The following is a 22949-nucleotide window of genomic DNA, read 5'->3' on the forward strand; positions in this document are numbered from 1 at the left end:
AAAAAAACCGACATTTTCATGCCGGTTTTTAATATTATGTATTACATTTTATCTAAATGATAAGTTTATTTGTTTCCCCTCTTTTTTAGCTTTTTCATCCTTTTGCTTTCCAATCATAGAACCTATTAACATCCCAAGCGGAAGACCAAAACCTAAAAAAGCGGTATTACCAATAGCGGAAGAAAAAATTAAACCTAATGGAATTCCAAATGTCGACATACCTATAGCAAACCATTGGTTTTGATAGTATTTTTCTGGAACTAAACCATGTTCTTTTACCAGAAGATGAATAATGTTACTTTTTTGAACTAACAATTTTCTTCTGAATTTTCTTTCATTATTTTCTTGAAAGGAATTTATTACTGTAATTTTCTCGTTAATTTTTTCTACAGAATCAAGAGGTATCTCTAACTCTCTTAAAGCAACTAAAGTCTTTTCTAAATTAGAAAACGCTTTTTTTGTTGTTTCTTTCTGAGTTAACTGATTATTTTTCTTCAATTCTATAATTTTCATAAACGATTAGTTACTTTGTTTTACGCTATATAAGAATCATTTTTAGATAAAACGTTACAGGAATTAACCTTTAATTTTTGTTTTTGGAGAATATGGTAAAGTTTCAAATCCCATATTAAATAATGTAAATCCGAAAATATCTGCACTCTGCTCTATTCTTTTAGCTACAGGAGTTCCTGCACCGTGACCTGCATTAGTTTCAATTCTAATTAATACTGGATTTGTTCCTTGTTGTTTGTCTTGTAACTCTGCAGCAAACTTAAAACTGTGAGCTGGAACTACACGATCGTCATGATCTCCTGTTGTAACCATTGTAGCTGGATATTCTACTCCTGACTTAACATTATGAACTGGTGAATATCCTTTTAAATATTCGAACATCTCTTTGTTATCTTCTGCTGTTCCATAATCGTATGCCCAACCTGCTCCTGCTGTAAATGTATGATAACGTAACATATCTAAAACTCCTACTGCTGGTAATGCTACTTTCATTAAATCTGGACGTTGTGTCATTGTAGCACCAACTAATAATCCTCCGTTAGAACCACCTCTTACAGCTAAGAAATCTGAAGATGTGTATTTTTCCTTAATTAAAAACTCAGCTGCTGCAATAAAGTCGTCAAAAACATTTTGCTTTTGCATTTTAGTCCCTGCTTTATGCCATTTCTTTCCGTATTCACCACCTCCGCGTAAATTTGGAACAGCATAAACACCTCCTTGCTCCATCCAAACAGCATTTGTTATACTAAAACTAGGTGTTAAACTCACATTGAATCCTCCGTAACCATATAAAATAGTTGGGTTCTTTCCATTAAGTTCAATTCCTTTTTTGTGTGTAATGATCATAGGAACTTTTGTTCCATCTTTAGAAGTGTAAAAAACCTGCTTACTTTCATAGTCATCTGAATTAAAAGCAATATTTGGTTTCCAATATTTTTTATAAGTCCCATCTTTTGGATTTAATTGATAAGATGTTCCTGGAGTTTTATAATTTGTAAAAGAAAAATACAACTCTTTTGCTTCTTTTTTTCCCCCGAAACCACCAGCAGAACCTACGCCTGGCAATTCAATTTCACGAATTAATTTTCCTTCATAATCATATTGATATACTTTAGAAACTGCATCGACCATATAACTAGCAAAGAAATACCCTGAACCTGTAGATGGACTTAATACATTCTCTGTTTCAGGTATAAAATCTTTCCAGTTTTCTACACCTGGGTTAGCAGCATCAACAGTTACTATTCTCTGATTAGGAGCATTTAAATTAGTCACTAAATATAATTTACTCCCTACATTTTCCAATAGATACGTATCATTTTTATAATCATCCACTATAGTAGTAAACTTGCTATTAGGGTCTTTTAAGTTTTTTATAAAAAGCTTATTACCTTTTGTGTATTTTTTTGCTGCTATCGTTAAATAAGTGTCATCATCAGATACAGATGCATAAACATATCTATGTTTCTCTTCTGCTGTTGCACCAAAAATAACTTTATCTGATTTCTGACTTGTACCTAGTTTATGATAGTATAATTTATGTTGATCTGTTTTAGCTGATAATTCGCTTCCTTTTGGCTTATCGTAACTTGAATAGTAAAATCCTTCATTTCCTTTCCACGAAATTCCTGAAAACTTTACATCAACTAAAGTATCTTCTTTGATTTCTTTACTTTCTACATCCATAATAATGATCTTTCTCCAATCACTACCACCTTCTGAAATTGAATACGCTAATATTTTTCCATCTTTTGAAAAACTTACTGTACTTAAAGAAGTTGTACCATCTTCTGAAAAAGAATTAGGATCTAAAAAAACCTCATCTTTACCTTCTTTATTTTTTCTATACAATACATAATGATTCTGTAAACCATCATTTTTGTAAAAATACGTATAGTCACCTCTCTCGAATGGAACTCCTAATTTTTCATAATTCCAAAGCTCAGATAATCTTTCTTTTAACTGATCTCTATAAGTAATTTTATCAAGATAATCGAATGTTACAGCATTTTCTGCTTTTACCCATGCTTCTGTTTTTTCACTCCTGTCATCTTCTAACCATCTGTAATTATCCGTTACTTCAGTCTCAAAATATTTATCTACTACTGGTATTTTCTCAGTTTTTGGATAGTTCAATGCTATTGTATTTTTAGGGGTTTCCTGCTTACATCCTACAAGCAGTAATCCTGTTATTACTGGTAATATTATTTTTTTCATTATTTAGAAAGATTAGTTAATACTTCAAAATTAGATTAAAAAAACTATGAACTGTTACATTTTAAGAGGTTTTTAACATCAATAGTTTTTATTTGTAATTTCCTTTACATTTAACGTCTAAACAAAAAAACGTAAGCAAAATAAAATGACTGAATTATTATCTAAGAATACATTTTTAGAAAAAGTATTCAACTATGAAGAAAATAAAGAATGGAATTATTCGGGTAAACTACCTGCTATTATTGACTTTTATGCTGATTGGTGTGGGCCATGTAAAATGTTAGCTCCAATTTTAGAACAGTTGAGTGAAGAATACAAAGACAAAGTAATAATTTATAAAGTAGATACTGAAGCAGAACAAGAATTGTCGGCAATGTTTGGTATTAGAAGTATACCTTCAATGCTTTTTTGTCCTGTTGAGGAAGCTCCTCAGATGGCTCATGGTGCGCTGCCTAAGCAACAAATAGAAAAAATTATTGAAGATGTTTTAAAAGTATCTAAATAAGACGATTTTATTGTATTCTTTTTAAATTTAAAGTATTTTGATTACCAAATACACACAAAATTTAACCATTTATACAAAATATAACTTCTAAACTATTAAATCTCTGTATATTCGCGGTGTACTTTTATGTATTCAACATTTACACAATCATAAATCGTAATATTGGGGATTATTCGAATTATGGAATCAAAGGCAACGTTTCTCAGACGTTGCTTTTTTTATTGTCTTTTTTCTACAAAAAAACAACAACTTTTTCTTCTAATTTTATCAAAATAAGAATGTCAACAAACACAAGGAGTTGAGCAAAAAACAACAGGTCAAACACCTGTTTTACAACATTTTACATAAATCAAAAATATTGTCCTTTTTTTTAAAAATTAGGTTATTTGTTAAAAACTTCAAGGAGTTTGTGGATAAGTATAGCTTTATTTTATTCATAAAATTTTGAATCTTTGTCCTCCCCCCTAGCAGTAACTTTTTAACAACAAAATTGTACACATAAAATGGCAGTATTAGAACCAATTTTACAAGAAAATAAAGACCGATTTGTTATTTTTCCTATTCAACATAATGATTTATGGGATTGGTATAAAAAACAACAAGCCTGTTTTTGGACAGCGGAGGAAATTGACTTGCATCAAGATCTTGATGATTGGAACAACAAGTTGTCTGATGATGAACGTTATTTTATCAAACATATATTGGCGTTTTTCGCTGCTTCTGATGGAATTGTAAATGAAAACTTAGCTGAGAATTTTGTAAATGAAGTTCAATATTCTGAAGCTAAATTCTTTTATGGTTTTCAAATCATGATGGAAAACATTCATTCTGAAACTTATTCTTTATTAATTGATACATACATAAAGAATGATGATGAAAAGAATAGCTTGTTTAAGGCAATTGAAGTTTTTCCTGCTATTAAGAAAAAAGCAGACTGGGCTTTAAAATGGATTGAATCTGATTCTTTTGCTGAAAGACTAATAGCTTTCGCAGCTGTTGAAGGTATTTTCTTTTCGGGGTCATTCTGTTCAATTTTCTGGTTAAAGAAAAGAGGTTTATTACCAGGATTAACATTTTCAAACGAATTAATATCTAGAGATGAGGGGATGCACTGTGATTTTGCAGTTCACTTACACAATAATCATCTACAAAATAAAGTTTCTAAAGATAGAATTAAGGAAATTATAATTTCTGCTTTAAACATAGAACGTGAATTTATCACAGAATCATTACCTGTTAGTTTAATAGGTATGAATGCTAATTTAATGACTCAATATTTAGAGTTTGTAACAGATCGTTTATTATTAGAATTTGGTTGTGAAAAGGAATACAATACAACTAATCCTTTTGACTTTATGGAGATGATTTCATTAGAAGGGAAAACCAATTTCTTTGAAAAAAGAGTATCTGAATATCAAAAAGCAGGAGTAAAATCTGGGGGAACAGGCTCAATCAGTTTTGACGCTGATTTTTAAGAGCTTACACACATAAAAACATCCAAAAACAATTAAATCTTAGGGAAGTATTCTCCCTAGGACTAACCTATATAAAACCAAAATTTACCATGTATGTAGTAAAAAGAGACGGCAGAAAAGAACCTGTGATGTTTGATAAAATCACAGAAAGAGTAAAAAAGATGTGTTACGGATTAAACAATATTGTTGATCCGGTTAAAGTAGCCATGAGAGTTATCGAAGGGCTATATGATGGGGTGACTACCTCTGAATTAGATAATTTAGCAGCCGAAGTTGCTGCAACTATGACTACTGCTCATCCTGATTACGCTAAATTAGCTGCAAGAATAGCCGTTTCAAACTTACATAAGAACACAAAAAAGTCATTCACTGAGACAATGACAGATTTGTATAATTACGTTAATCCAAGAACAAACAAAAAAGCTCCTTTATTAGCAGATGATGTTTATGAAATTATCATGAAAAATGCTGATAAATTAGACTCTACTATTATTTATAGTCGTGATTTTAACTACGACTACTTTGGTTTTAAAACATTAGAACGTTCTTACTTACTAAAATTAAATGGACAAATTGTTGAGCGCCCTCAACAAATGTTAATGCGTGTTTCTATTGGTATTCATAAAGAAGATATTGACGAAGCAATTGCTACATACGAATTAATGAGTAAAAAATACTTTACTCATGCTACACCTACTTTATTTAATTCTGGTACTCCTAAACCACAAATGTCTTCTTGTTTCTTATTACAAATGCAAGATGATAGTATTGATGGTATTTACAATACATTAAAACAAACTGCTAAGATTTCTCAATCTGCAGGTGGTATTGGTTTGTCTATACATAATATTCGTGCTACAGGTAGTTATATTGCCGGTACTAATGGAACATCAAATGGTATTGTACCAATGTTACGTGTTTTTAACGATACTGCCCGTTATGTAGATCAAGGTGGAGGAAAGCGTAAAGGTTCTTTCGCTATGTATTTAGAACCTTGGCATGCTGATATTTTTGATTTTCTTGACTTAAAGAAAAATCATGGTAAAGAAGAAATGAGGGCTAGAGATTTATTCTATGCAATGTGGGTTTCTGATTTATTTATGAAACGTGTTCAGGAAGATGCAGATTGGACTTTAATGTGCCCACACGAATGTCCACATTTATATGATACTTACGGAGAAGAATTTGAGCGTTTATACACTAGCTACGAACAAGCCGGAAAAGGTAGAAAAACAATAAAAGCTCGTGAATTATGGGAGAAAATTCTTGAATCTCAAATTGAAACAGGAACTCCATACATGTTATATAAAGATGCTGCTAACCGTAAATCGAACCAAAAGAATTTAGGAACAATTCGCTCTTCTAATCTTTGTACAGAGATCATGGAATATACAGCTGAAGATGAAGTTGCTGTTTGTAACTTGGCTTCTATTGCAATTCCTATGTTTGTTGCTGAAGATGAAAACGGAAACAAATTCTTTGATCACGATAAATTATTTGATGTAACTAAAAAAGTAATCAGAAATTTAGATACAGTAATTGATGAGAACTTTTATCCAGTTGTAGAAGCTGAAAACTCAAATACACGTCACCGTCCAGTTGGGTTAGGTATTCAAGGTTTAGCTGATGCATTTATCATGCTTCGTTTACCATTTACAAGTGAAGAAGCTAAAAAATTAAACCAAGAAATATTTGAAACTTTATATTTCGCAGCTGTAACTTCTTCTAAAGATATGGCCAAGAATAAAGGTACCTATTCTACATTTAAAGGTTCTCCAATGTCTGAAGGAGAATTTCAATATAACATGTGGGGAATTAAAGATGAAGACTTAAGCGGAAGATGGGACTGGAAATCATTACGTAAAGAAGTTATCGAACATGGTGTTCGTAATTCTTTATTATTAGCTCCAATGCCAACCGCTTCTACATCTCAAATTTTAGGTAATAATGAAGCTTTCGAACCATATACTTCTAATATTTATACTCGTAGAGTTTTATCTGGTGAGTTTATCGTTGTAAATAAACATTTATTAGAAGACCTTGTTGAATTAAACTTATGGAACAATGATATGAAAGAAGATATCATGAGAGCCAATGGTTCTATTCAACATATAGATTCGATTCCACAAGATCTTAAAGATTTATATAAAACAGTTTGGGAAATGAGCATGAAAGATATTATCGATATGGCTCGCCATAGAGGATATTTTATTGATCAATCTCAATCTTTAAACTTATTTATGAAAGATCCTGATTTTGGTAAATTAACTTCTATGCATTTCTATGCTTGGAAGAGTGGATTAAAAACAGGAATGTACTATTTACGTACAAAATCTGCTGTAAACGCTATTCAGTTTACATTGTCAAAAGAAAAGAACACAGAACAGGAGGATAAACCAATGAGTCCTGCTGAATTTAAAGCAATGGTAGAAGCTTCTAAAAACGCTGAAGGACCAGAAGATTGCTTAATGTGTGGTTCTTAAAATTTGAATTTAATTAAAAGGGAGTAAAAAGAGGAGTTAAAAAACTTCTCTTTTTTTTATCTAAATAAATAACGCATTACTAATATAAAAATACCAACAACACTTGCTAAAGAAGATGTTATTAAAGCTATTAAAACAGTATCTTCTAATTTAAAGTTTAATTGCTTAGAAAAACCAGCGGCCGTAATTATAAGTAAAATAAAAGAAGTAAAAACACTTAAAAAGATAAAGGTTCTGTAAGCATATTTTTTTCGCTCATTTCTATCCTGAATTCTGTCAGAAATCTCTTGCTGAGTTAAATTTAAATTAATGTCAAAGTCCAACTCTTTACCATCAACACCTGTATCTCCAGCACCTTTAAGTAGATCATCTAATTCAGAATTATGCACTTCTTAGGTATTTTCTTAAGTTAACAACAAATTCGTCGTAGTATTTTTTTATGAGTCGGTTTCCAATTACCCTATTTTCTCCATACCTATAAGTTAAACTCCACGGAGTTCCAGGCCTGTGAGTGGAAGTAACTAATTCTTGAGAAGAAGTATCTCTATATAATTTCCAAGTTAACCTTACAATTTTCTTGTCTTCTTCATCTGTTAAAGTAGGTTCGTAAGGGCTATCCCATTCATTTTCTAAAGCCATCGATTTAGAAGTGATTGGATCTGATTTAAAATGTTTAAACTCGTGATAAATACTAGGAACTACAGGTCCATACTTCCAAGCTTCAATAGTATCATCTTTAAAGATTGGTCTTTCTAATAAAGATAGTGAAAGCCCTTGAGCGATATACATTAGCTTTACTAATTTCATATTAGTTAAACCAACATTGTGCTGTTTTGCAAGACTTATAAATTCATTAGCTACAGAGCTAGCTGTTCCCATACCTTTAATACTGTGTTGTTTATACAAATGTAGTGACAATTTTTAACCTTTTTCAATTTCTACAGGACAAAAATACAATTTCTGAAGCTAAAAATCAAATAGTTAAAGTTTACTCACATTTCTCTAATATAAAGAAAAAAGATTAAATAACTTTGTTTCGAATTGATTTAATAGAATAAATGAACTGGGAGCAATTACTTTCTTTAAAACGTTATGGTGATACACAAAAGCGTGAGCGAATTCAACAAGATGAAACTCGTTTAGGTTTTGAAGTTGATTTTGATAGAATTATCTTTTCTTCTCCTTTTAGAAGCTTACAAGATAAAACACAAGTTATTCCATTATCAAAAACTGATTTTGTACATACAAGACTTACACATAGTTTAGAAGTTTCTGTAGTTGGGAGAACCTTGGGAAGAAGAGTTGGAAAAGAATTATTAGAACGACACCCAAACTTAAAAAAATTAGGATATACTTTTAACGATTTTGGAGCTATTGTAGCAGCTGCTTCTGTAATGCATGATATTGGTAATCCTCCTTTTGGTCATTCAGGTGAAAAAGCTATTGGAGAATATTTTAAAACAGGTAACGGAAAGCAATACAAAGAGCAATTGACAGAAAAAGAATATCAAGATATTGTTGACTTTGAAGGAAATGCCAATGGTTTAAAAATAGTTACTGAAGATAGAGCAGGAACTCCTGGTGGCTTACGCTTATCATATGCTACTTTAGGAGCCTTTATTAAATATCCTAAAGAAAGTCTTCCTAAAAAACCAACTAAAGAAATTTCTGATAAAAAATATGGTTTTTTTCAATCTGAAAAAGAAGCTTTTTTAGATTTAGTTGGAGATCTAGGAATGTTAAAAAAAGACAGAAATGAAATTGCTTTTCACCGTCATCCTTTAGCCTATTTAGTAGAAGCTGCTGATGATATTTGTTATACTATTATTGATTTTGAAGATGGAATCAATCTTGGCTTAATTGATGAAAGTTATGCATTAGAATACATGTCTAAATTAGTTTCTAACATTAATAGAGATAAATATTATTCCTTAAAATATAAAAAAGATAGAACTGCATATTTAAGAGCCATTGCAATTAATACTCTAGTTGGTGAAGCTGTTTCTATATTTCTAGATAATGAGGAAGCTATTTTACAAGGTAAATTCAATAATGCGTTATTAGATAAATGTAAGTTTGAAGCTCAAATACGTGACATTATAAATATTAGTGTAGAAAAGATTTATAAGAGTAAAGAAGTTATTGAGAAAGAAGTTTCAGGATATAAAATTATAGCAGATTTATTAGATGTATTCGTCGTCGCTTTAAATAATAAATATGACGAAAAACAATCTAATTACGATAAACTAGTGCTGAATTTACTACCAGAAGAATACCAAGAACCAAAAGAAAATTTGTACGATAGAATTATGCAAATTTGTAGTTATATAGCAAGTATGTCTGATGGATATGCTATTCGTTTGTATAAAAAAGTGAATGGAAGTGTAATACAATAAACTAAAAAAAAGAGCTACCTAAATGAGTAGCTCTTTTTTTTGTATCAAACTTTAGTTACCATGTTTTTACAACTGGTATATTTGTACTGTTATCTGTAAACGAGCCTTTCCCATCTTTATTCCATTTATAAATTACCTCTTCACTTGTTATAGTACCAGATCTATCAGATTTGTTATATACAAGGGTAGTTTTATCTTCAAAAAGTAATTCGATAATAATATTTTCATCTGTTATTTCCCAATTTAAAGCTCCTATTGCAGAACCTTCGTTTATTATAAAAACACCCGCATTTTCATCTAATAAAGTATTTCCTTTTAAAAAGTCTAAAGAAAGATTTCCTGAAGAAACATTGTACACAAAAGAAAATCTATCCAATTGTTTTTCTACTGCATAATTTACTTCAACTACATCTCCAAAAAGATTATCTAACCAATTAAAAGATTCTTTTTTATCTGTTATAGTTGATGAAATTGTAGTTTTAGGAACCTTTAAAAAATCAACTATTTGACTAGTTGTTTTTACAATATCATTAAAGGCCACAACAGCTTCCTTAGAAGTTTGATTCGTATTAGTAATCATATTATCTGGTAATATTGTAAAATTTAAAGCTTCATTTAAACTACCAATTACCACCTCATGAAAAGGTTTTGTTTCTTCTAAAACTTTATCATCATTACTACATGAAAACGATAACAAAATCAATAGAAATAAACTATAATTCAATATTTTCTTCATCTTAAATTAATCTTTTTTGTTCCGCAACAAAGCTGACCTTAATTGTAGTATTTATTTCTAAAATACTATCATCATCATTTATGACCTTCATCACAATATCTTCATCAAATTCTGCTTTTATTTTTCGCTTTTCGTATGCTAAATCTTTTTGCCAAGATGAAACTTCTAACACTTCTGTAGTAGAACAACCAGTAAAATTTGCTCGTATTTCTTTGTAAGAAAAATTATTGTTTTCATCTCTAAAAAAAAGACTTCCACAACCATTAGTAAATTCTACACTTTCTATTTTTCCTGTATCTACAAATCCTTTTAAAGTTCTTCTGAAGTTATTTAAAACAAAATTGTTTTCGGTTGTTATGTTCCTAAATTCAAAACTAGAATTTCCATCAAACACATCTCCACCAATATCACTATCGAATTTATTTTCAATCTCTTTAAACGTGTATTTTCCTTTGTGAGGTCCATCTGCAAACTCAATTGTAAGTTGAAGTTCTTCATTTATTTGCTGAGTAATATTTTCATCATCTTTACTACATGAATAAAAACTTAATGCGATTAAGAATACTAAAATTAGATTTCTTTTTTTCATTTCTTTATGTTTTTTAATTTATATACTTTTTTATGTTTATTTGAATTAAAGGTTAACATAAAATACCACTAAAAAAACCTCAGCATTGTAAAACACTGAGGTATAAAAGCAGAACAAACAATTCCATCAAAAAACTAATTATCTACTATTATTTTTACAAACAAAATCATGAAAATTTTGACTGATTTGCTAAGAACTCCACAGTGACTTCTGTTGTTATTGTTTCTTCAGAGCCATCGTCATTAGTAATTTTAAACTTTACTGAATCTGTAAATGTTCCTGTAACTTTTCTTCTAAGTTTTACAACACCTTTTTTCCATGGAGTAGCTTTGATAATTTTAGTCTTCGTACAGCCTGTAAAATCACCATCAATTCTTTTATACTTCTGATTATTTTTAATATCAATAAAATTTAAATGACCACATCCTGAAGTATATTTTTTAGTCGTCTGATCTCCTACTCTAGCTTCTCCTAAAAAACTCCTTGAAAAATTATGAATCTGAATTCCTTTTTCAGAAATAATTTTATTGGCACTTATTTGACTTACCTTATCGTGAAATCCGAGATTAATTTGACTCAAGTAATCTCCTTTTGCAGGTTTAAAAGTATGTGTCCCTTTAAACGGTCCGTTCTTAAAACTAATTTTGATATAAGGTTTTAACTTTTTGGCTATCTTAAACTCCTCTTTATGGTAAAGTTCTTTTGTTTCCTTTCTTTCTTCTTTAGGATAAATCATAAATAAAACAACTCCTAAAACATATAAAACAGCTTTCATAATTAAAACATTGATTTATAGTCAGCAGTATTTATCTCTTGCTTCTTATCCTTTTCTATTTTTATGACTTGAACTAAACCTTTTTCACCAGATTTAGACTCGTAGTTTAACTCTAGCACAAAACCTTTAATATTTGTACTGTTTGTCATTCCTAACAAAGGTGCATAATTAGACTCTATAGGGAACTTTGATGTTACCCAAATTGAAGCAGAACCTTCTTCGTTTTTATATTGGTATTCTTCACAATTGTATCCTAAAATAGTTTTCGTATTTCCAGTTTTAATCAAGCCTTCTTCTCCTTGAGGCATTTTGTCAGAATTATCAAACTCAATAGATTCACTTTCTTTTTTAATCTTCATTCCTCCTGCATCAATTAAAGAAATGATTTTAGATGGTGTAATTACATTATAAATCTGATTTGTACCATCTACATTCATTTCCATACAAATCACATCTTCCCTCCTGTTAAAAAGAAGATTAAAAACCGTTTTATCATTCCTATCATTAGAAACTTCTACAGTAACGCTTCCTTTAAAAGAATACTTCGAGTTTGCTGATGTTGATTTTTTCTTTTTCTTCTTCTTTTTCAAAGCTCCATCTATTGTTTCATCTGCTTTTTTATCAATTTTATTCATTGCTTTATTCTCCACTTTGTTTTGAAGTCTTTTGCTTACTTTTTTCCAAAATTGAGCTTGTACATTCATTGGTGCATAAAGCAAACCTCCAACAACACAAATTATTCTAATTAGTTTTTTTGTTCTCATAATAGTATCTGTTTTATAGCTTAATGTTTACTTTTAAAAAAGGTTAACATTACTATTGAAAAAAGTTTTTTGAGATTTTTGTTTACTTTTAGAAAAAAAATGACACTAAATGAATGATAGTGAGAAACTCCAGCGTATAAAAAAAGGAGACACTAAAATATTAAAGGAAATCTATACAACTTATAGAGAACCTTTTTTAGTGTTTGGTAAAAAGTTTAGTTCTTCTGATGAAGATATCTTAGATGTATATCAAGATGCTATTATTGCTTTTAGAGAACAAGTACTAAAAGGAAAAACAGATGATTTAAATTGTACGTTGAAAACATATTTATTTGGTATAGGAAAATATATGATTTTTGATAAAAACAGAAAACAAAGTAAAGAAGTGAGTATTGTAAATCATGATATAAAAGATGATTATGATACTGTTGAAGTTCCAAGTTTTTCTGATACAATTAACTTACAACAGAGACAAATTCAAAAAGCATTACTCCAATTAGGAAAAAAATGCAAAGAGGTTCTAACACTATTTTATTATAATAATTTAACTATAGAAGAGATTAAAGACTATTTGAAATACGACAATAAAAATGTAGTTAAAAGTCAGAAATCAAGATGTTTAAAACAATTAAAATCTAAAATCAATGGATAAACTTTCACTTATAGAAAAATATTTTGAAGGTACTTTGTCTTCAATTGAACGTGAAGAGTTTGATTCATTAATCAATACGGATTCTGAGTTTAAAAAAGATTTTGAATTTCAATCGAACCTTCAAAAAGCTATTCATCAAAATGAAAGGGAAGAATTAAAGAAAGAGCTTCAAGACTTAGAATTTGACATTACTAATAAAGTAAAGAAAAAATCTGCATTCCCACTCTTAAAAGTTGCAGCATCTATTGTTTTAATTTTTTCACTGGGAGCTTATTTTTTACTCAATAATCCTGCTTCTTCAGAAGATTTATTTCGAGAGTATTACAGTCCGTACGAAAATGTAGTGCAACCTATTGTAAGAGGAGAATCATCTGAAACTATCGAGTTTAAAGCTTTTTTAAGCTACGAAAAGCAAGAATATAATGAGGCTTTAACTTTGTTTGAATCTGCGTATAATAACACTCAAAAATCACATTTACTTTTATACAAAGCGAATTGTTTGCTGTCTTTACAACAACCCGAACAAGCAATTAGCGCTTTAAACGAATATCTTACTAAAGAAGAAATATTTAAAGATAAGGCAAACTGGTATTTAGGTTTAAGTTACTTACAACTAAACAGTAAAGAACAAGCTAAAAAATATTTTAAAAATGTTCAAGAATTAAGTAAATACAAAAGCAAGGAAATAGAAGAGCTACTTAATAAATTATAAATTTATTTACGCTCTTCTGCAAATTTCTCTAATGCTGAGTACCAATTTTCTCCAAACTTTCTAATTAAAGCTTCTTTTACAAACTTGTATACAGGAACACCTAACTCTTCTCCTAAAGAACAAGCATCATCGCAAATTTCCCATTTATGATAATTCACAGCAGAGAATTCGGCATAATCTTTTACTCGTACAGGATATAAATGACAAGAAACTGGTTTTTTCCAATCTACTAATCCTTTATTGTAAGCTTCTTCTATAGCACACAAAGCTGTATTTTTTTCATCGAAAATTACATAAGCGCACTCTGCATGATTTACTAGTGGTGTTTCTAATTCTCCAAAATCACTTGTCACCCAAGTTCCTTGAGATTCTATGGCTTCTACACCTTCTTTACGAAGAAATGGCTTTACTTTCGGATAAATTTCTTCTAAAATCTTTGTTTCCTCCTTGTCTAATGGAGCTCCTGCTTCTCCTTCAACACAACAAATACCTTTGCATGCAGATAAATTACATACAAACTCCTTTTCTATAATGTCTTCTGAGACTATTGTTTTTCCTAACTGAAACATGGCGTAAAAATAAACTTATTTTTACTACATTTAATTCCATTAATACATACTTTTGCCGCTTGTTTTAAAAAAAGTATAACTAAAAACATCAGTTATGGATTTTAATTTAAATGAAATTTTCACTGCATTCATGGTATTATTTGCCGTGATTGATATTGTAGGTAACATTCCTATTATTATCGATTTACGAAAAAAAGTTGGTCATATTCAATCTGAAAAAGCATCAATTATTGCCGGGTTAATTATGATTTTATTCTTATTCGTAGGACAACGATTATTAGGATTTATTGGAATTGATGTAAATTCTTTTGCTGTTGCGGGTTCGTTTATCTTATTCTTTATTGCTTTAGAAATGATTCTTGGTATCACGTTATACAAAGACGAAGAAGATCAAGCGCTCAATGCTACAGTATTTCCTTTAGCCTTTCCTTTAATTGCAGGACCAGGTAGTTTAACAACTTTATTATCGCTTAGAGCAGAATTTCAATTAATGAATATTATCATAGCTGTATTACTAAATGTAATCGTTATTTATTTAGTATTGAAAACTTCTGCAAGAATTGAACGCATTATTGGTAAAAACGGTATTGCAATTATTAGAAAAATATTTGGAGTAATATTATTGGCAATTGCTGTAAAACTTTTTGCTGCAAACATTAAAATGTTACTAGCTTAATATGAAGTTTGATGCTTTAATTATTGGTGGTGGTGTTGCTGGTATGCAATGTGCCTTAGTTTTAGGTTCTGCAAAAGAGAAATGGTTTGCCAAAGACAAAAACATTGGAATTATAATGCACCAAAGAAGTTCACACTTACAAAATGCTTTATTTAATAACGTTTTAGGATTAAATCCTGGCGCTTTAGGTAAAGATATTTTAGAGATGGGAAAAAATCAAATGAACGAACTTTATCCGCATATTCATCAAATTCATAGTGAAAAAGTCGAGGCTGTTCTCGACGATCAAGATGGTTATAAAGTAATAACTAATAAAGAGACGCACTTTGCAAAAAATGTTGTTGTCGCTTTAAATTATGCTAAACCATTTTCGATAGCTGGATTGGAACAATATGTTGAAAAACATTCTCGTGCTAATCCAATGAAAGATCGAATTCAACTACGAAATTTTAATCATCTTATTAAAGACGGATTATATGTCTGCGGAACAATCGCAGGCTGGAGAAGTCAATATGCTATAGCAGCTGGTAGCGGCGCTTCGGTTGCTACAGATATTCTTACTTTATGGAATGATAATATTTCAACTAAAGTTCATGATAAAATAAAGGCTGAATAGATTATTCAGCCTTTGAAGAATATTGAATTAGTAAAATTTATATTCCCCCGAACAAATTTCATTCTAATTCTACTCAAATATAATTTTAACCCTTTCTATTAAGAATTCTAAAATCTTTAACGTATCAAAATAAAGTATAAGCGTTAAGATAATTAGCACTAAAAAAGAATTACAAATATTTATTGAACTTGCTCTTTTTTTAGGTTACATTTGAGTATACCAAACTGATTTTTAACCTCTAACTACTTTATCATGAAAGGAAAAGAAGCTATCATAAACTTTATTGTTATTGTTGCATTACTTGGCTACATTGTAAGTTCTGTTCTACTTTTTATAGAAGCTTTTGAAGTAAAAGAAAACAACGAACTTAAAGCAAATCCTGCACTTATGTACATTGCTAGTGCTTTAACAGGACTCGTAGGTGGTATTGTTGCTGCAGCTTTTGGAGTTAAAAGTAATGACGATACAGAAAATGAAAACCTAGAAAACAAACCTAAATCTTCAGGTAACACTAAAATGAAAAGAATGGGTGAATTTGCCATGACTGCTAGCGATGAAAAACTAAAAGAAAAACTAGGTAATCTTTACGCTTGGGCATATATTTTAATTGGTTTAGCTTCTATTGTTGTATGGGCTATATTAAATACAGATGCAACTCAAAGTATAACAAATGCAGCTACTACATTTGTTGGAATGATGTTAGCCATAGTTGGCGCTTTCTTTAAAGAATAATTTACCATATACTCTTTTTCTATGTTTGACTAGAAAATAATAGTGTTCATCGAAAAAAGTTTCAATTCTTTTTACTTTGAGGTTCTTTTGACTCAAATAATTTAAATTTGAGTATTATGAAAACGAAACACATAATTTTAGTTTTAAGTTTAATAGTTTTTAATTCTTGTATTGTAAAATCTTTAAATCCTTTTTACACAAAAGACACTGTAAAACATATTGAAAGTTTAATTGGAGAATGGAAAGATAATAGTAATAATAGTTGGACTATTATTTCTACAAAAGCAGAATTCTCTAAGCCTGAAAACAATAAGGGGGAAATTTCTAAGGAAGAAAAAATACTAAGAGAACAGTTTAAAAACTCTTACTTTGTTGAATACAAGAAAAAGAAAGAAACTTCTACTTTTATTGCAACACCTTTTAAAATTGGAAATCAATATTTTTTAGACTTTATTCCTTTTAATTCTGAAAATATTGATTTGAGTTCTTTAATGAAGTATCATATTATTTATACGCATTCACTTGTAAAACTTGATATGTTAAATGATGGAACTGTTAGTATAAAATGGTTTGATGAAAAAAGATTAGAAAAATTATTCACAGAAAAGAAGATAAAAATCAAACACAAAAAAGTTGGTGCAATGAAAGATGATATTTTATTAACTGCAACTTCTGAAGGATTACAACAGTTTTTAAAGAAATATATGGTTTCTGAATCTGCTGAAAAATGGCAAACGGAAACAAAATTTACTTTAACAAAGAGTTAATGAAGTTGAACAAAAAATATAATATTTGGAACAGGCACAATATAACTACATTCAATGTTATATTGTGGCTGTTCTTTTTTGTCATTTTACTATTTATCTTTTCTGATTATCCTATTCAAAAGATTGATATCATTTACACTATAAGCTATCTAATCACATTAGTTCCTCCAGTTATTTTAGGATTGTATTATTTTATTCCAAAACTTTTAAAAAAGGAAAAAAATGTACTCTTCGTAATTTGTGTACTAGTAACTACGCTATTCTTTTCCTTCTTAAATATTTCATTCCACAATATTTTAATTGATTTCTTGTTTCCAGATTACTTCTTTATTTCTTACTTAAAAAACTCAGAAACAGTATTATTGTTTATAACTGCTGTTTTCTTAGCCATTTTTGTTAAGCTTGCAGAGGATTGGATTTACTTCAATCAAAAAGAAAAAGCTGCCTTACAATTAGAACTTTCTGTTTTAAAAAATCAAATTAATCCTCATTTTTTATTTAATGCTTTAAATGTTTTGTATTCTTTATCCATCAGTAAAAAAGAGGAAACAACGCAAGCTATCTTACAATTGTCCAACATCTTAAGATATGGTATTTATGAAACAGAAAATGAAAAGATTCCTTTAAGTAAAGAAATTGAACTTATTAAAAATTACATTGATTTTGAAAAAAACAGAAGTGTACTTAATGCTAAAATTAATTTTGAACACGCCATAGAAAAAGATCAAAAAATTCCTCCAATGCTTTTATTACCTTTAATTGAAAATGCTTTTAAACATGGAATTAAAAGTGGTATAAAAAATCCTTTTGTAATTATTAATTTGGTAGAAAAAAATAATCGCCTATCATTCCATATATCTAATAATTTTCTAGAAAAAAATCATACAGATAAATATTCAGGAATAGGAATACAAAATGTTAAACAACAATTAGAAATTTTATTTCCTAATCAATATACACTAGAAATTATTCAAAAAGATACAGATTATACCGTAATATTAAAAATTGAGTTATGATGAAAAAAATAAACTGTATCATTATCGATGATGAACCTTCTTCTCAACAAGTGTTACAACAGTTTGTAAATGAAATTGATTTTCTGGCTTTAAAAGCTACATGTAATCATGCATTAGAAGCTAAAGAAATAATGAAAAATGAAAAGATTGATCTATTATTTTTAGATATCAATATGCCTATTATTTCTGGTTTAGATTTTTATAAATCTCTAACTAATCCTCCGTTGGTAATTTTTACAACTGCATATGCAGAATATGCCATAGAAGGCTTTGATGTAAATGCTACCGATTATTTATTAAAACCTTTCTCATTTGAAAGATTCTTTAAAGCCGTAACTAAAGTAAAAGATATTTTAAAAAAAGACGATCATCAACTTGTTGTTAAAGCAGATAAACGACTTCATCTTATTAATTTTGATGAAATATTATTTATTCAATCATTAGGTGACTATGTAAAAGTACATACTGAAAATAACTCTTTAACTACATATAGTAAATTAAGTGCAATGCTTGAAAAGCTTCCATCTAAAGATTTTATTCAAGTTCACAAATCTTATATAATTAATACTAAAAAAATCAATTTTATTGAAGGGAATCATTTGTCAGTATCTGAACATAAAATCCCTATCGGACAAAAACATAAACCAAACTTAATCAGCATTTTAAACAATTATTCTTGATTTTTTTACCTAATTACGGAAAATCACATTTTTTTCTGCGGATATCCCTTTTAAAAAATTAAATTCCCGTGATATATTTGTAATGTAATTATTTGTTACACAAAATTTTAGGGATTATAAAAAATTAAAAATATGGGAAAATTATTACTTTTAACGATTAACAAAATAACAAAAACATTTATAGCTAATTTAGTTGAATGTGCTAAAGGAGCAAGCTACGCATTACAAAATTAGAATATAGTACCCCCCGAATCTATAAACTATATAAATGGCCACCTAAAACTAGGTGGTTTTTTTGTGCTTTCTATTTAGGAAAAAACCTTAAAAACTTTACGGAAAATTGCATACTATCTTGCGGTTATCCCCTTGATTAAACCTTACAGAGCCTAGTATATTTGTAGTGTTATTCTTTAATAACAAGTTTAGGGATTATTTTTAAAAATTAAAATCATGGGGAAAGTTTTTTTCATAAAAACTAGAAGAATTTTAAGGCGTTGTTTATTAGCTTTAAAAGAGTGGGGTAAAGGAGCAAGTTATGCATTACAACACTAAAAACCGAACTTAATGTAAAAGCTATCGACTAAAATTCGATAGCTTTTCAAACTTTTTTTAAAAAAACGTAGGGTGTTCAGAATTTGGATTGTATTAATACCAAATAACGAACATTAAACGGGAACAAAATGAAACAATTTGAAGGGTTATTAGAACGATTAACTATTATTTTAAACGGGATAACTAAAATGCTTAGCAAACTGGGAGAAGGGGCCGGTTATGCAATTCAACATTAGTTAGACACAAAGAAAGCTACCGCGGGGATTCGGTAGCTTTTTTTATTTAAAAGCATTTAAGCCTGTAATATCTAGTCCAGTAATTAATAAATGAACATCATGTGTTCCTTCATATGTAATTACACTTTCTAAATTCATTGCATGTCTCATGATAGAATATTCACCAGAAATTCCCATTGCTCCTAAAACTTGCCTAGCTTCTCTGGCTATATTAATTGCCATTTCTACGTTATTACGTTTAGCCATAGATATTTGTGCTGAAGTAGCTTTACCTTCATTTTTTAAAACACCTAATCGCCAAGCCATTAATTGTGCTTTTGTAATTTCTGTAATCATTTCAGCTAACTTTTTTTGTTGTAACTGAAATTGTCCAATTGGTTTTCCAAACTGAGTTCTTTCTTTTGAGTATCTTAAAGCTGTATCATAACAATCCATAGCAGCACCAATTGCTCCCCAAGCTATACCATAACGCGCATGATCTAAACATTTTAACGGAGCTCCTAACCCAGATTTATTGGGTAATATATTTTCTTTAGGCACTTTTACATTATTAAAAATAAGTTCTCCTGTAATCGATGCTCTCAACGACCATTTATTTTTAGTTTCTGGAGTTGTAAAACCTTCCATACCGCGTTCTACAATTAAACCATGAATCCTACCTTCTTCATTTTTTGCCCAAACAACAGCAACATCACAAATAGGAGAATTAGAAATCCACATTTTTGCTCCATTTAGCAAATAATGATCGCCCATATCTTTAAACTTCGTTTCCATTCCTCCTGGATTCGAACCATGATTTGGTTCTGTTAAACCAAAACTTCCAATCCATTCTCCAGATGCTAATTTTGGCAAGTATTTTTTTCGTTGTGGTTCTGAACCATAATTATAAATTGGTCCCATTACTAAAGAGGTTTGAACTGACGCTGTAGAACGAATACCGCTATCACCTCTTTCCAGCTCTTGCATAATTAAACCATAAGATATTTGATCTAATCCTGCTCCTCCATATTCAGAAGGAATATATGAACCAAAAGCACCTACTTCTGCTAATCCACTTATTAATTGTTTTGGAAATTCTGATTTTTGAGCGTATTCTTCGATTATTGGTGATAGTTCCTTTTTTACCCAACTACGGGAAGTATTTCTAACTAGCTTATGTTCATCAGATAACAACTCATCAATAAGGTAATAATCTGGAGCTTGAAAAAGATCGGGTTTCATATTTGTTTGCTTTATTCAAAAATAGCTAAAAAAACAGATATTCATCTTTCTTTCCTTATGTTTGCCCTAATGAAATTTACTTTAGGAAAACAAGAACGATTAAAAAGTAGAAAGTTAATTACTCAGTTATTTTCTGAAGGGAAATCTGTAAAAGTTTTTCCTTTACGAATGGTGTATTTACAAACAGATCATTTCTCAAATTTTCCTGTTCAATGTGCAGTTTCTGTACCAAAAAGAAACTTTAAAAAAGCTGTAGATAGAAATAGAATTAAACGTTTATTAAGAGAAAGTTATCGTTTACAAAAAAATATAGTGTATTCGGAAGTAGATAAACCTTATGTGTTCATGATTTCTTATCTTGCAAAAGAAGAGTGGCAATTTGCCAACTTAAAAAACTCAATGGAAAAACTTTTAGTGAAGTTTACCGAAAAAATTTCTGAAGATGAGAAATAAAAAAAAATTAATTCTAATTACTAGTAGTGTAGTTCTTATTTTTTTCTCTTTTCAATCTCGTTTTTTTGAGATTGCTAAACAAATAGAAATCTATAACAATTTATATAAGACACTAAATATTGATTATATCAACGAGATTAATCCTGGAGAAATTACAACGAAATCGATAAATAATACGTTAGAAAATTTAGATCCTTACACTCGTTTTTATAATGAACAACAGGTAGAAGATGCGAAAATTAGACGAGAAGGTGAATATGGAGGTATTGGTATTTCTTCTTGGTATTCTAAACAAGGAATTACTATACGTAAAGTAAAGCAAGGATTTCCTGCAGATAAGATTGGCTTAAAAGCAGGTGACATAATTATTGATGTAAATAATCAAAAATTAGAAGGCTTAGATAATGAAAATTTATCTCAGGTTTTAAAAGGAATTCCTGGAACTGAAGTATCCTTAATTATTAAAAGAGGAAATAAAACTTTAAATTTTGACTTAAAATTAGATAAAATTATTGATAATCCTGTTCCTTTTTTCGAAATGATTAATGAAGATACTGGATATGTTATACTAACTCAATTCACTGTTCGAAAATCTACTGATGGTGTTCGAAATGCCATTAATGTTTTGAAAGAAAAGGGAATGAAAAAACTAGTCTTTGATTTAAGAAGTAATCCTGGTGGTTCTTTGTTTGATGCAGTAAATATTACTAATTTATTTATTCCTAAGGGAAAAAAAGTTGTTGATACAAAAGGGAAAACTAGAAAAAATTCAAGAAGTTATACGACCAATCAAGACGCATTAGATGAAACACTTCCGGTTGTTGTATTGATTAATGATCGATCTGCTTCTGCATCAGAAATTGTATCTGGAGCACTTCAAGATTATGATCGTGCTGTAGTTTTAGGTGAGCGATCTTTTGGTAAAGGATTAGTACAACGTTATTTTGATTTACCGTATGGTACGCAAATGAAAGCTACTATCTCAAAATACTACACTCCAAGTGGTAGATGTATTCAAGAATTAGATTACGCAAATCGTGATTGGAAAACAGGAAAAGTGCCTAAATTTTCTGATGGTCAAGTAAACGCTTTTAAAACTGAAAATGGTCGAGTTGTTTATGACGGTGGTGGAGTAACTCCTGATATTAAAATTGATATCTCTAAAAAAACAGAAGAAACCGAAAAACTTTTAAGTTCGAGAGCGATTTTTAATTTTGCAACAGACTATGTGAGACAAAATAAAAAGTCAGATATCAATGCTTTCTCTTTTAATGATTTTGAAAGTTTTAAAACTTATTTAAAAGTTAAAGACACAGCTTTTGTTACTGAACAAGAAAAACTTTTTAAAGATGCTTACAAGAAACTAAAAAATAAAGATAATGTTGCATCAGATTATAATCAATTAATCGCTAAGATTAAAACCTATAAAGTTCAACAAATCAACAAAAACAAAGATATTTTGTTAGAAAAAATTCAAGATGAAATTCTGCAACAATATTTTTATAATAAAGGAGTTTATCAATACCATTTGAAAAACGATCCTACAATAAAACAAGCTGTTGATTTATTAAATAATACATCAAAATACAATAAAATACTAGGAAATAGCTAGAA

Annotated in this window: 24 protein-coding genes; 14 read left to right on the forward strand and 10 right to left on the reverse strand. The window is 29.4% G+C overall.

The window, feature by feature from the left end; genetic code table 11:
* Window positions 1–48 precede the first annotated feature (48 nt).
* Together AQ1685_RS19745 and AQ1685_RS19750 are read right to left on the reverse strand one after the other, a co-directional pair.
* Window positions 49–513: a hypothetical protein gene (locus AQ1685_RS19745; RefSeq protein WP_095074856.1), complete on the reverse strand. Its 465-nt coding sequence runs from the start codon at window positions 511–513 to the stop codon at window positions 49–51.
* Between the two features lie 63 nt (window positions 514–576).
* Window positions 577–2730 (reverse strand): prolyl oligopeptidase family serine peptidase, encoded by a 2154-nt coding sequence (locus AQ1685_RS19750; protein WP_095074857.1) that lies wholly within the window; start codon window positions 2728–2730, stop codon window positions 577–579.
* Between the two features lie 145 nt (window positions 2731–2875).
* Between AQ1685_RS19750 and trxA the strand changes: the two genes are divergently transcribed.
* The 3 genes from trxA to AQ1685_RS19765 all read left to right on the forward strand — a co-directional run bounded on the left by trxA (window position 2876) and on the right by AQ1685_RS19765 (window position 7193).
* Complete coding sequence (trxA, locus tag AQ1685_RS19755; RefSeq protein ID WP_095074858.1) at window positions 2876–3235, forward strand: thioredoxin; 360 nt, start codon at window positions 2876–2878, stop codon at window positions 3233–3235.
* A gap of 503 nt (window positions 3236–3738) precedes the next feature.
* A complete protein-coding gene (locus tag AQ1685_RS19760; protein ID WP_095074859.1) occupies window positions 3739–4710 on the forward strand; it encodes a ribonucleotide-diphosphate reductase subunit beta in 972 nt (323 codons plus the stop codon).
* An 89-nt stretch (window positions 4711–4799) separates the two neighbouring features.
* Window positions 4800–7193 (forward strand): ribonucleoside-diphosphate reductase subunit alpha, encoded by a 2394-nt coding sequence (locus AQ1685_RS19765; protein WP_095074860.1) that lies wholly within the window; start codon window positions 4800–4802, stop codon window positions 7191–7193.
* A 56-nt stretch (window positions 7194–7249) separates the two neighbouring features.
* Here AQ1685_RS19765 and AQ1685_RS19770 read toward each other — a convergent pair whose 3' ends face one another.
* Together AQ1685_RS19770 and AQ1685_RS19775 are read right to left on the reverse strand one after the other, a co-directional pair.
* A complete protein-coding gene (locus tag AQ1685_RS19770) occupies window positions 7250–7582 on the reverse strand; it encodes a hypothetical protein (RefSeq protein ID WP_095074861.1) in 333 nt (110 codons plus the stop codon).
* Complete coding sequence (locus AQ1685_RS19775) at window positions 7575–8111, reverse strand: Panacea domain-containing protein (RefSeq protein ID WP_162288588.1); 537 nt, start codon at window positions 8109–8111, stop codon at window positions 7575–7577. Before AQ1685_RS19775 ends, AQ1685_RS19770 begins: the two co-directional genes overlap by 8 nt.
* A 140-nt stretch (window positions 8112–8251) precedes the next feature.
* Between AQ1685_RS19775 and AQ1685_RS19780 the strand changes: the two genes are divergently transcribed.
* Entirely contained in the window at window positions 8252–9589 is a 1338-nt protein-coding gene (locus AQ1685_RS19780; protein ID WP_095074863.1) for a deoxyguanosinetriphosphate triphosphohydrolase, read from the forward strand.
* A 55-nt stretch (window positions 9590–9644) separates the two neighbouring features.
* Here the strand turns inward: AQ1685_RS19780 and AQ1685_RS19785 are convergent, their stop codons facing one another.
* The 4 genes from AQ1685_RS19785 to AQ1685_RS19800 all read right to left on the reverse strand — a co-directional run bounded on the left by AQ1685_RS19785 (window position 9645) and on the right by AQ1685_RS19800 (window position 12453).
* A complete protein-coding gene (locus AQ1685_RS19785; protein WP_095074864.1) occupies window positions 9645–10325 on the reverse strand; it encodes a hypothetical protein in 681 nt (226 codons plus the stop codon).
* Between the two features lies 1 nt (window position 10326).
* Window positions 10327–10914, reverse strand: coding sequence for a hypothetical protein (locus AQ1685_RS19790; RefSeq protein ID WP_095074865.1), 588 nt, complete (start codon window positions 10912–10914; stop codon window positions 10327–10329).
* 166 nt (window positions 10915–11080) lie between these two features.
* Window positions 11081–11689 carry a hypothetical protein gene (locus AQ1685_RS19795; protein WP_095074866.1) on the reverse strand — a complete coding sequence of 203 codons (609 nt, stop codon included), beginning with the start codon at window positions 11687–11689 and terminating at the stop codon, window positions 11081–11083.
* 2 nt (window positions 11690–11691) lie between these two features.
* The gene (locus AQ1685_RS19800; RefSeq protein ID WP_095074867.1) at window positions 11692–12453 is read right to left on the reverse strand and encodes a DUF4412 domain-containing protein; all 762 of its coding nucleotides are present in this window, start codon (window positions 12451–12453) and stop codon (window positions 11692–11694) included.
* Between the two features lie 109 nt (window positions 12454–12562).
* Between AQ1685_RS19800 and AQ1685_RS19805 the strand changes: the two genes are divergently transcribed.
* Complete coding sequence (locus AQ1685_RS19805; protein ID WP_095074868.1) at window positions 12563–13105, forward strand: RNA polymerase sigma factor; 543 nt, start codon at window positions 12563–12565, stop codon at window positions 13103–13105.
* Window positions 13098–13817 carry a tetratricopeptide repeat protein gene (locus AQ1685_RS19810; protein WP_095074869.1) on the forward strand — a complete coding sequence of 240 codons (720 nt, stop codon included), beginning with the start codon at window positions 13098–13100 and terminating at the stop codon, window positions 13815–13817. Before AQ1685_RS19805 ends, AQ1685_RS19810 begins: the two co-directional genes overlap by 8 nt.
* Before the next feature lie 2 nt (window positions 13818–13819).
* Here the strand turns inward: AQ1685_RS19810 and AQ1685_RS19815 are convergent, their stop codons facing one another.
* On the reverse strand, window positions 13820–14386 hold the full coding sequence (locus AQ1685_RS19815) for a DUF3109 family protein (RefSeq protein WP_095074870.1): 567 nt from the start codon (window positions 14384–14386) through the stop codon (window positions 13820–13822).
* A 94-nt stretch (window positions 14387–14480) separates the two neighbouring features.
* Here AQ1685_RS19815 and AQ1685_RS19820 point away from each other — a divergent pair, with 94 nt between their 5' ends.
* The 6 genes from AQ1685_RS19820 to AQ1685_RS19845 all read left to right on the forward strand — a co-directional run bounded on the left by AQ1685_RS19820 (window position 14481) and on the right by AQ1685_RS19845 (window position 18873).
* Window positions 14481–15062 (forward strand): MarC family protein, encoded by a 582-nt coding sequence (locus AQ1685_RS19820; RefSeq protein ID WP_095074871.1) that lies wholly within the window; start codon window positions 14481–14483, stop codon window positions 15060–15062.
* 1 nt (window position 15063) lies between these two features.
* Window positions 15064–15678: an NAD(P)/FAD-dependent oxidoreductase gene (locus AQ1685_RS19825; protein WP_095074872.1), complete on the forward strand. Its 615-nt coding sequence runs from the start codon at window positions 15064–15066 to the stop codon at window positions 15676–15678.
* Between the two features lie 252 nt (window positions 15679–15930).
* Window positions 15931–16410, forward strand: coding sequence for a hypothetical protein (locus tag AQ1685_RS19830; protein ID WP_095074873.1), 480 nt, complete (start codon window positions 15931–15933; stop codon window positions 16408–16410).
* Between the two features lie 116 nt (window positions 16411–16526).
* A complete protein-coding gene (locus AQ1685_RS19835; RefSeq protein ID WP_095074874.1) occupies window positions 16527–17177 on the forward strand; it encodes a hypothetical protein in 651 nt (216 codons plus the stop codon).
* On the forward strand, window positions 17177–18193 hold the full coding sequence (locus AQ1685_RS19840; RefSeq protein ID WP_157730299.1) for a sensor histidine kinase: 1017 nt from the start codon (window positions 17177–17179) through the stop codon (window positions 18191–18193). Before AQ1685_RS19835 ends, AQ1685_RS19840 begins: the two co-directional genes overlap by 1 nt.
* Window positions 18193–18873 (forward strand): LytR/AlgR family response regulator transcription factor, encoded by a 681-nt coding sequence (locus AQ1685_RS19845; RefSeq protein ID WP_162288589.1) that lies wholly within the window; start codon window positions 18193–18195, stop codon window positions 18871–18873. Before AQ1685_RS19840 ends, AQ1685_RS19845 begins: the two co-directional genes overlap by 1 nt.
* Window positions 18874–19703: 830 nt before the next feature.
* Here the strand turns inward: AQ1685_RS19845 and AQ1685_RS19850 are convergent.
* On the reverse strand, window positions 19704–20882 hold the full coding sequence (locus AQ1685_RS19850) for an acyl-CoA dehydrogenase family protein (protein ID WP_095074877.1): 1179 nt from the start codon (window positions 20880–20882) through the stop codon (window positions 19704–19706).
* Window positions 20883–20951: 69 nt separating this feature from the next.
* On the opposite strand from AQ1685_RS19850, the gene rnpA reads away from it, so the two are divergent.
* Together rnpA and AQ1685_RS19860 are read left to right on the forward strand one after the other, a co-directional pair.
* A complete protein-coding gene (gene rnpA, locus AQ1685_RS19855; protein WP_095074878.1) occupies window positions 20952–21335 on the forward strand; it encodes a ribonuclease P protein component in 384 nt (127 codons plus the stop codon).
* Window positions 21325–22947, forward strand: coding sequence for a S41 family peptidase (locus AQ1685_RS19860; protein ID WP_095074879.1), 1623 nt, complete (start codon window positions 21325–21327; stop codon window positions 22945–22947). The genes rnpA and AQ1685_RS19860 overlap by 11 nt, the downstream gene beginning before the upstream one ends.
* Window positions 22948–22949: the final 2 nt, after the last annotated feature.

The sequence above is a fragment of the Tenacibaculum jejuense genome (assembly GCF_900198195.1).
Lineage (GTDB): Bacteria > Bacteroidota > Bacteroidia > Flavobacteriales > Flavobacteriaceae > Polaribacter > Polaribacter jejuensis.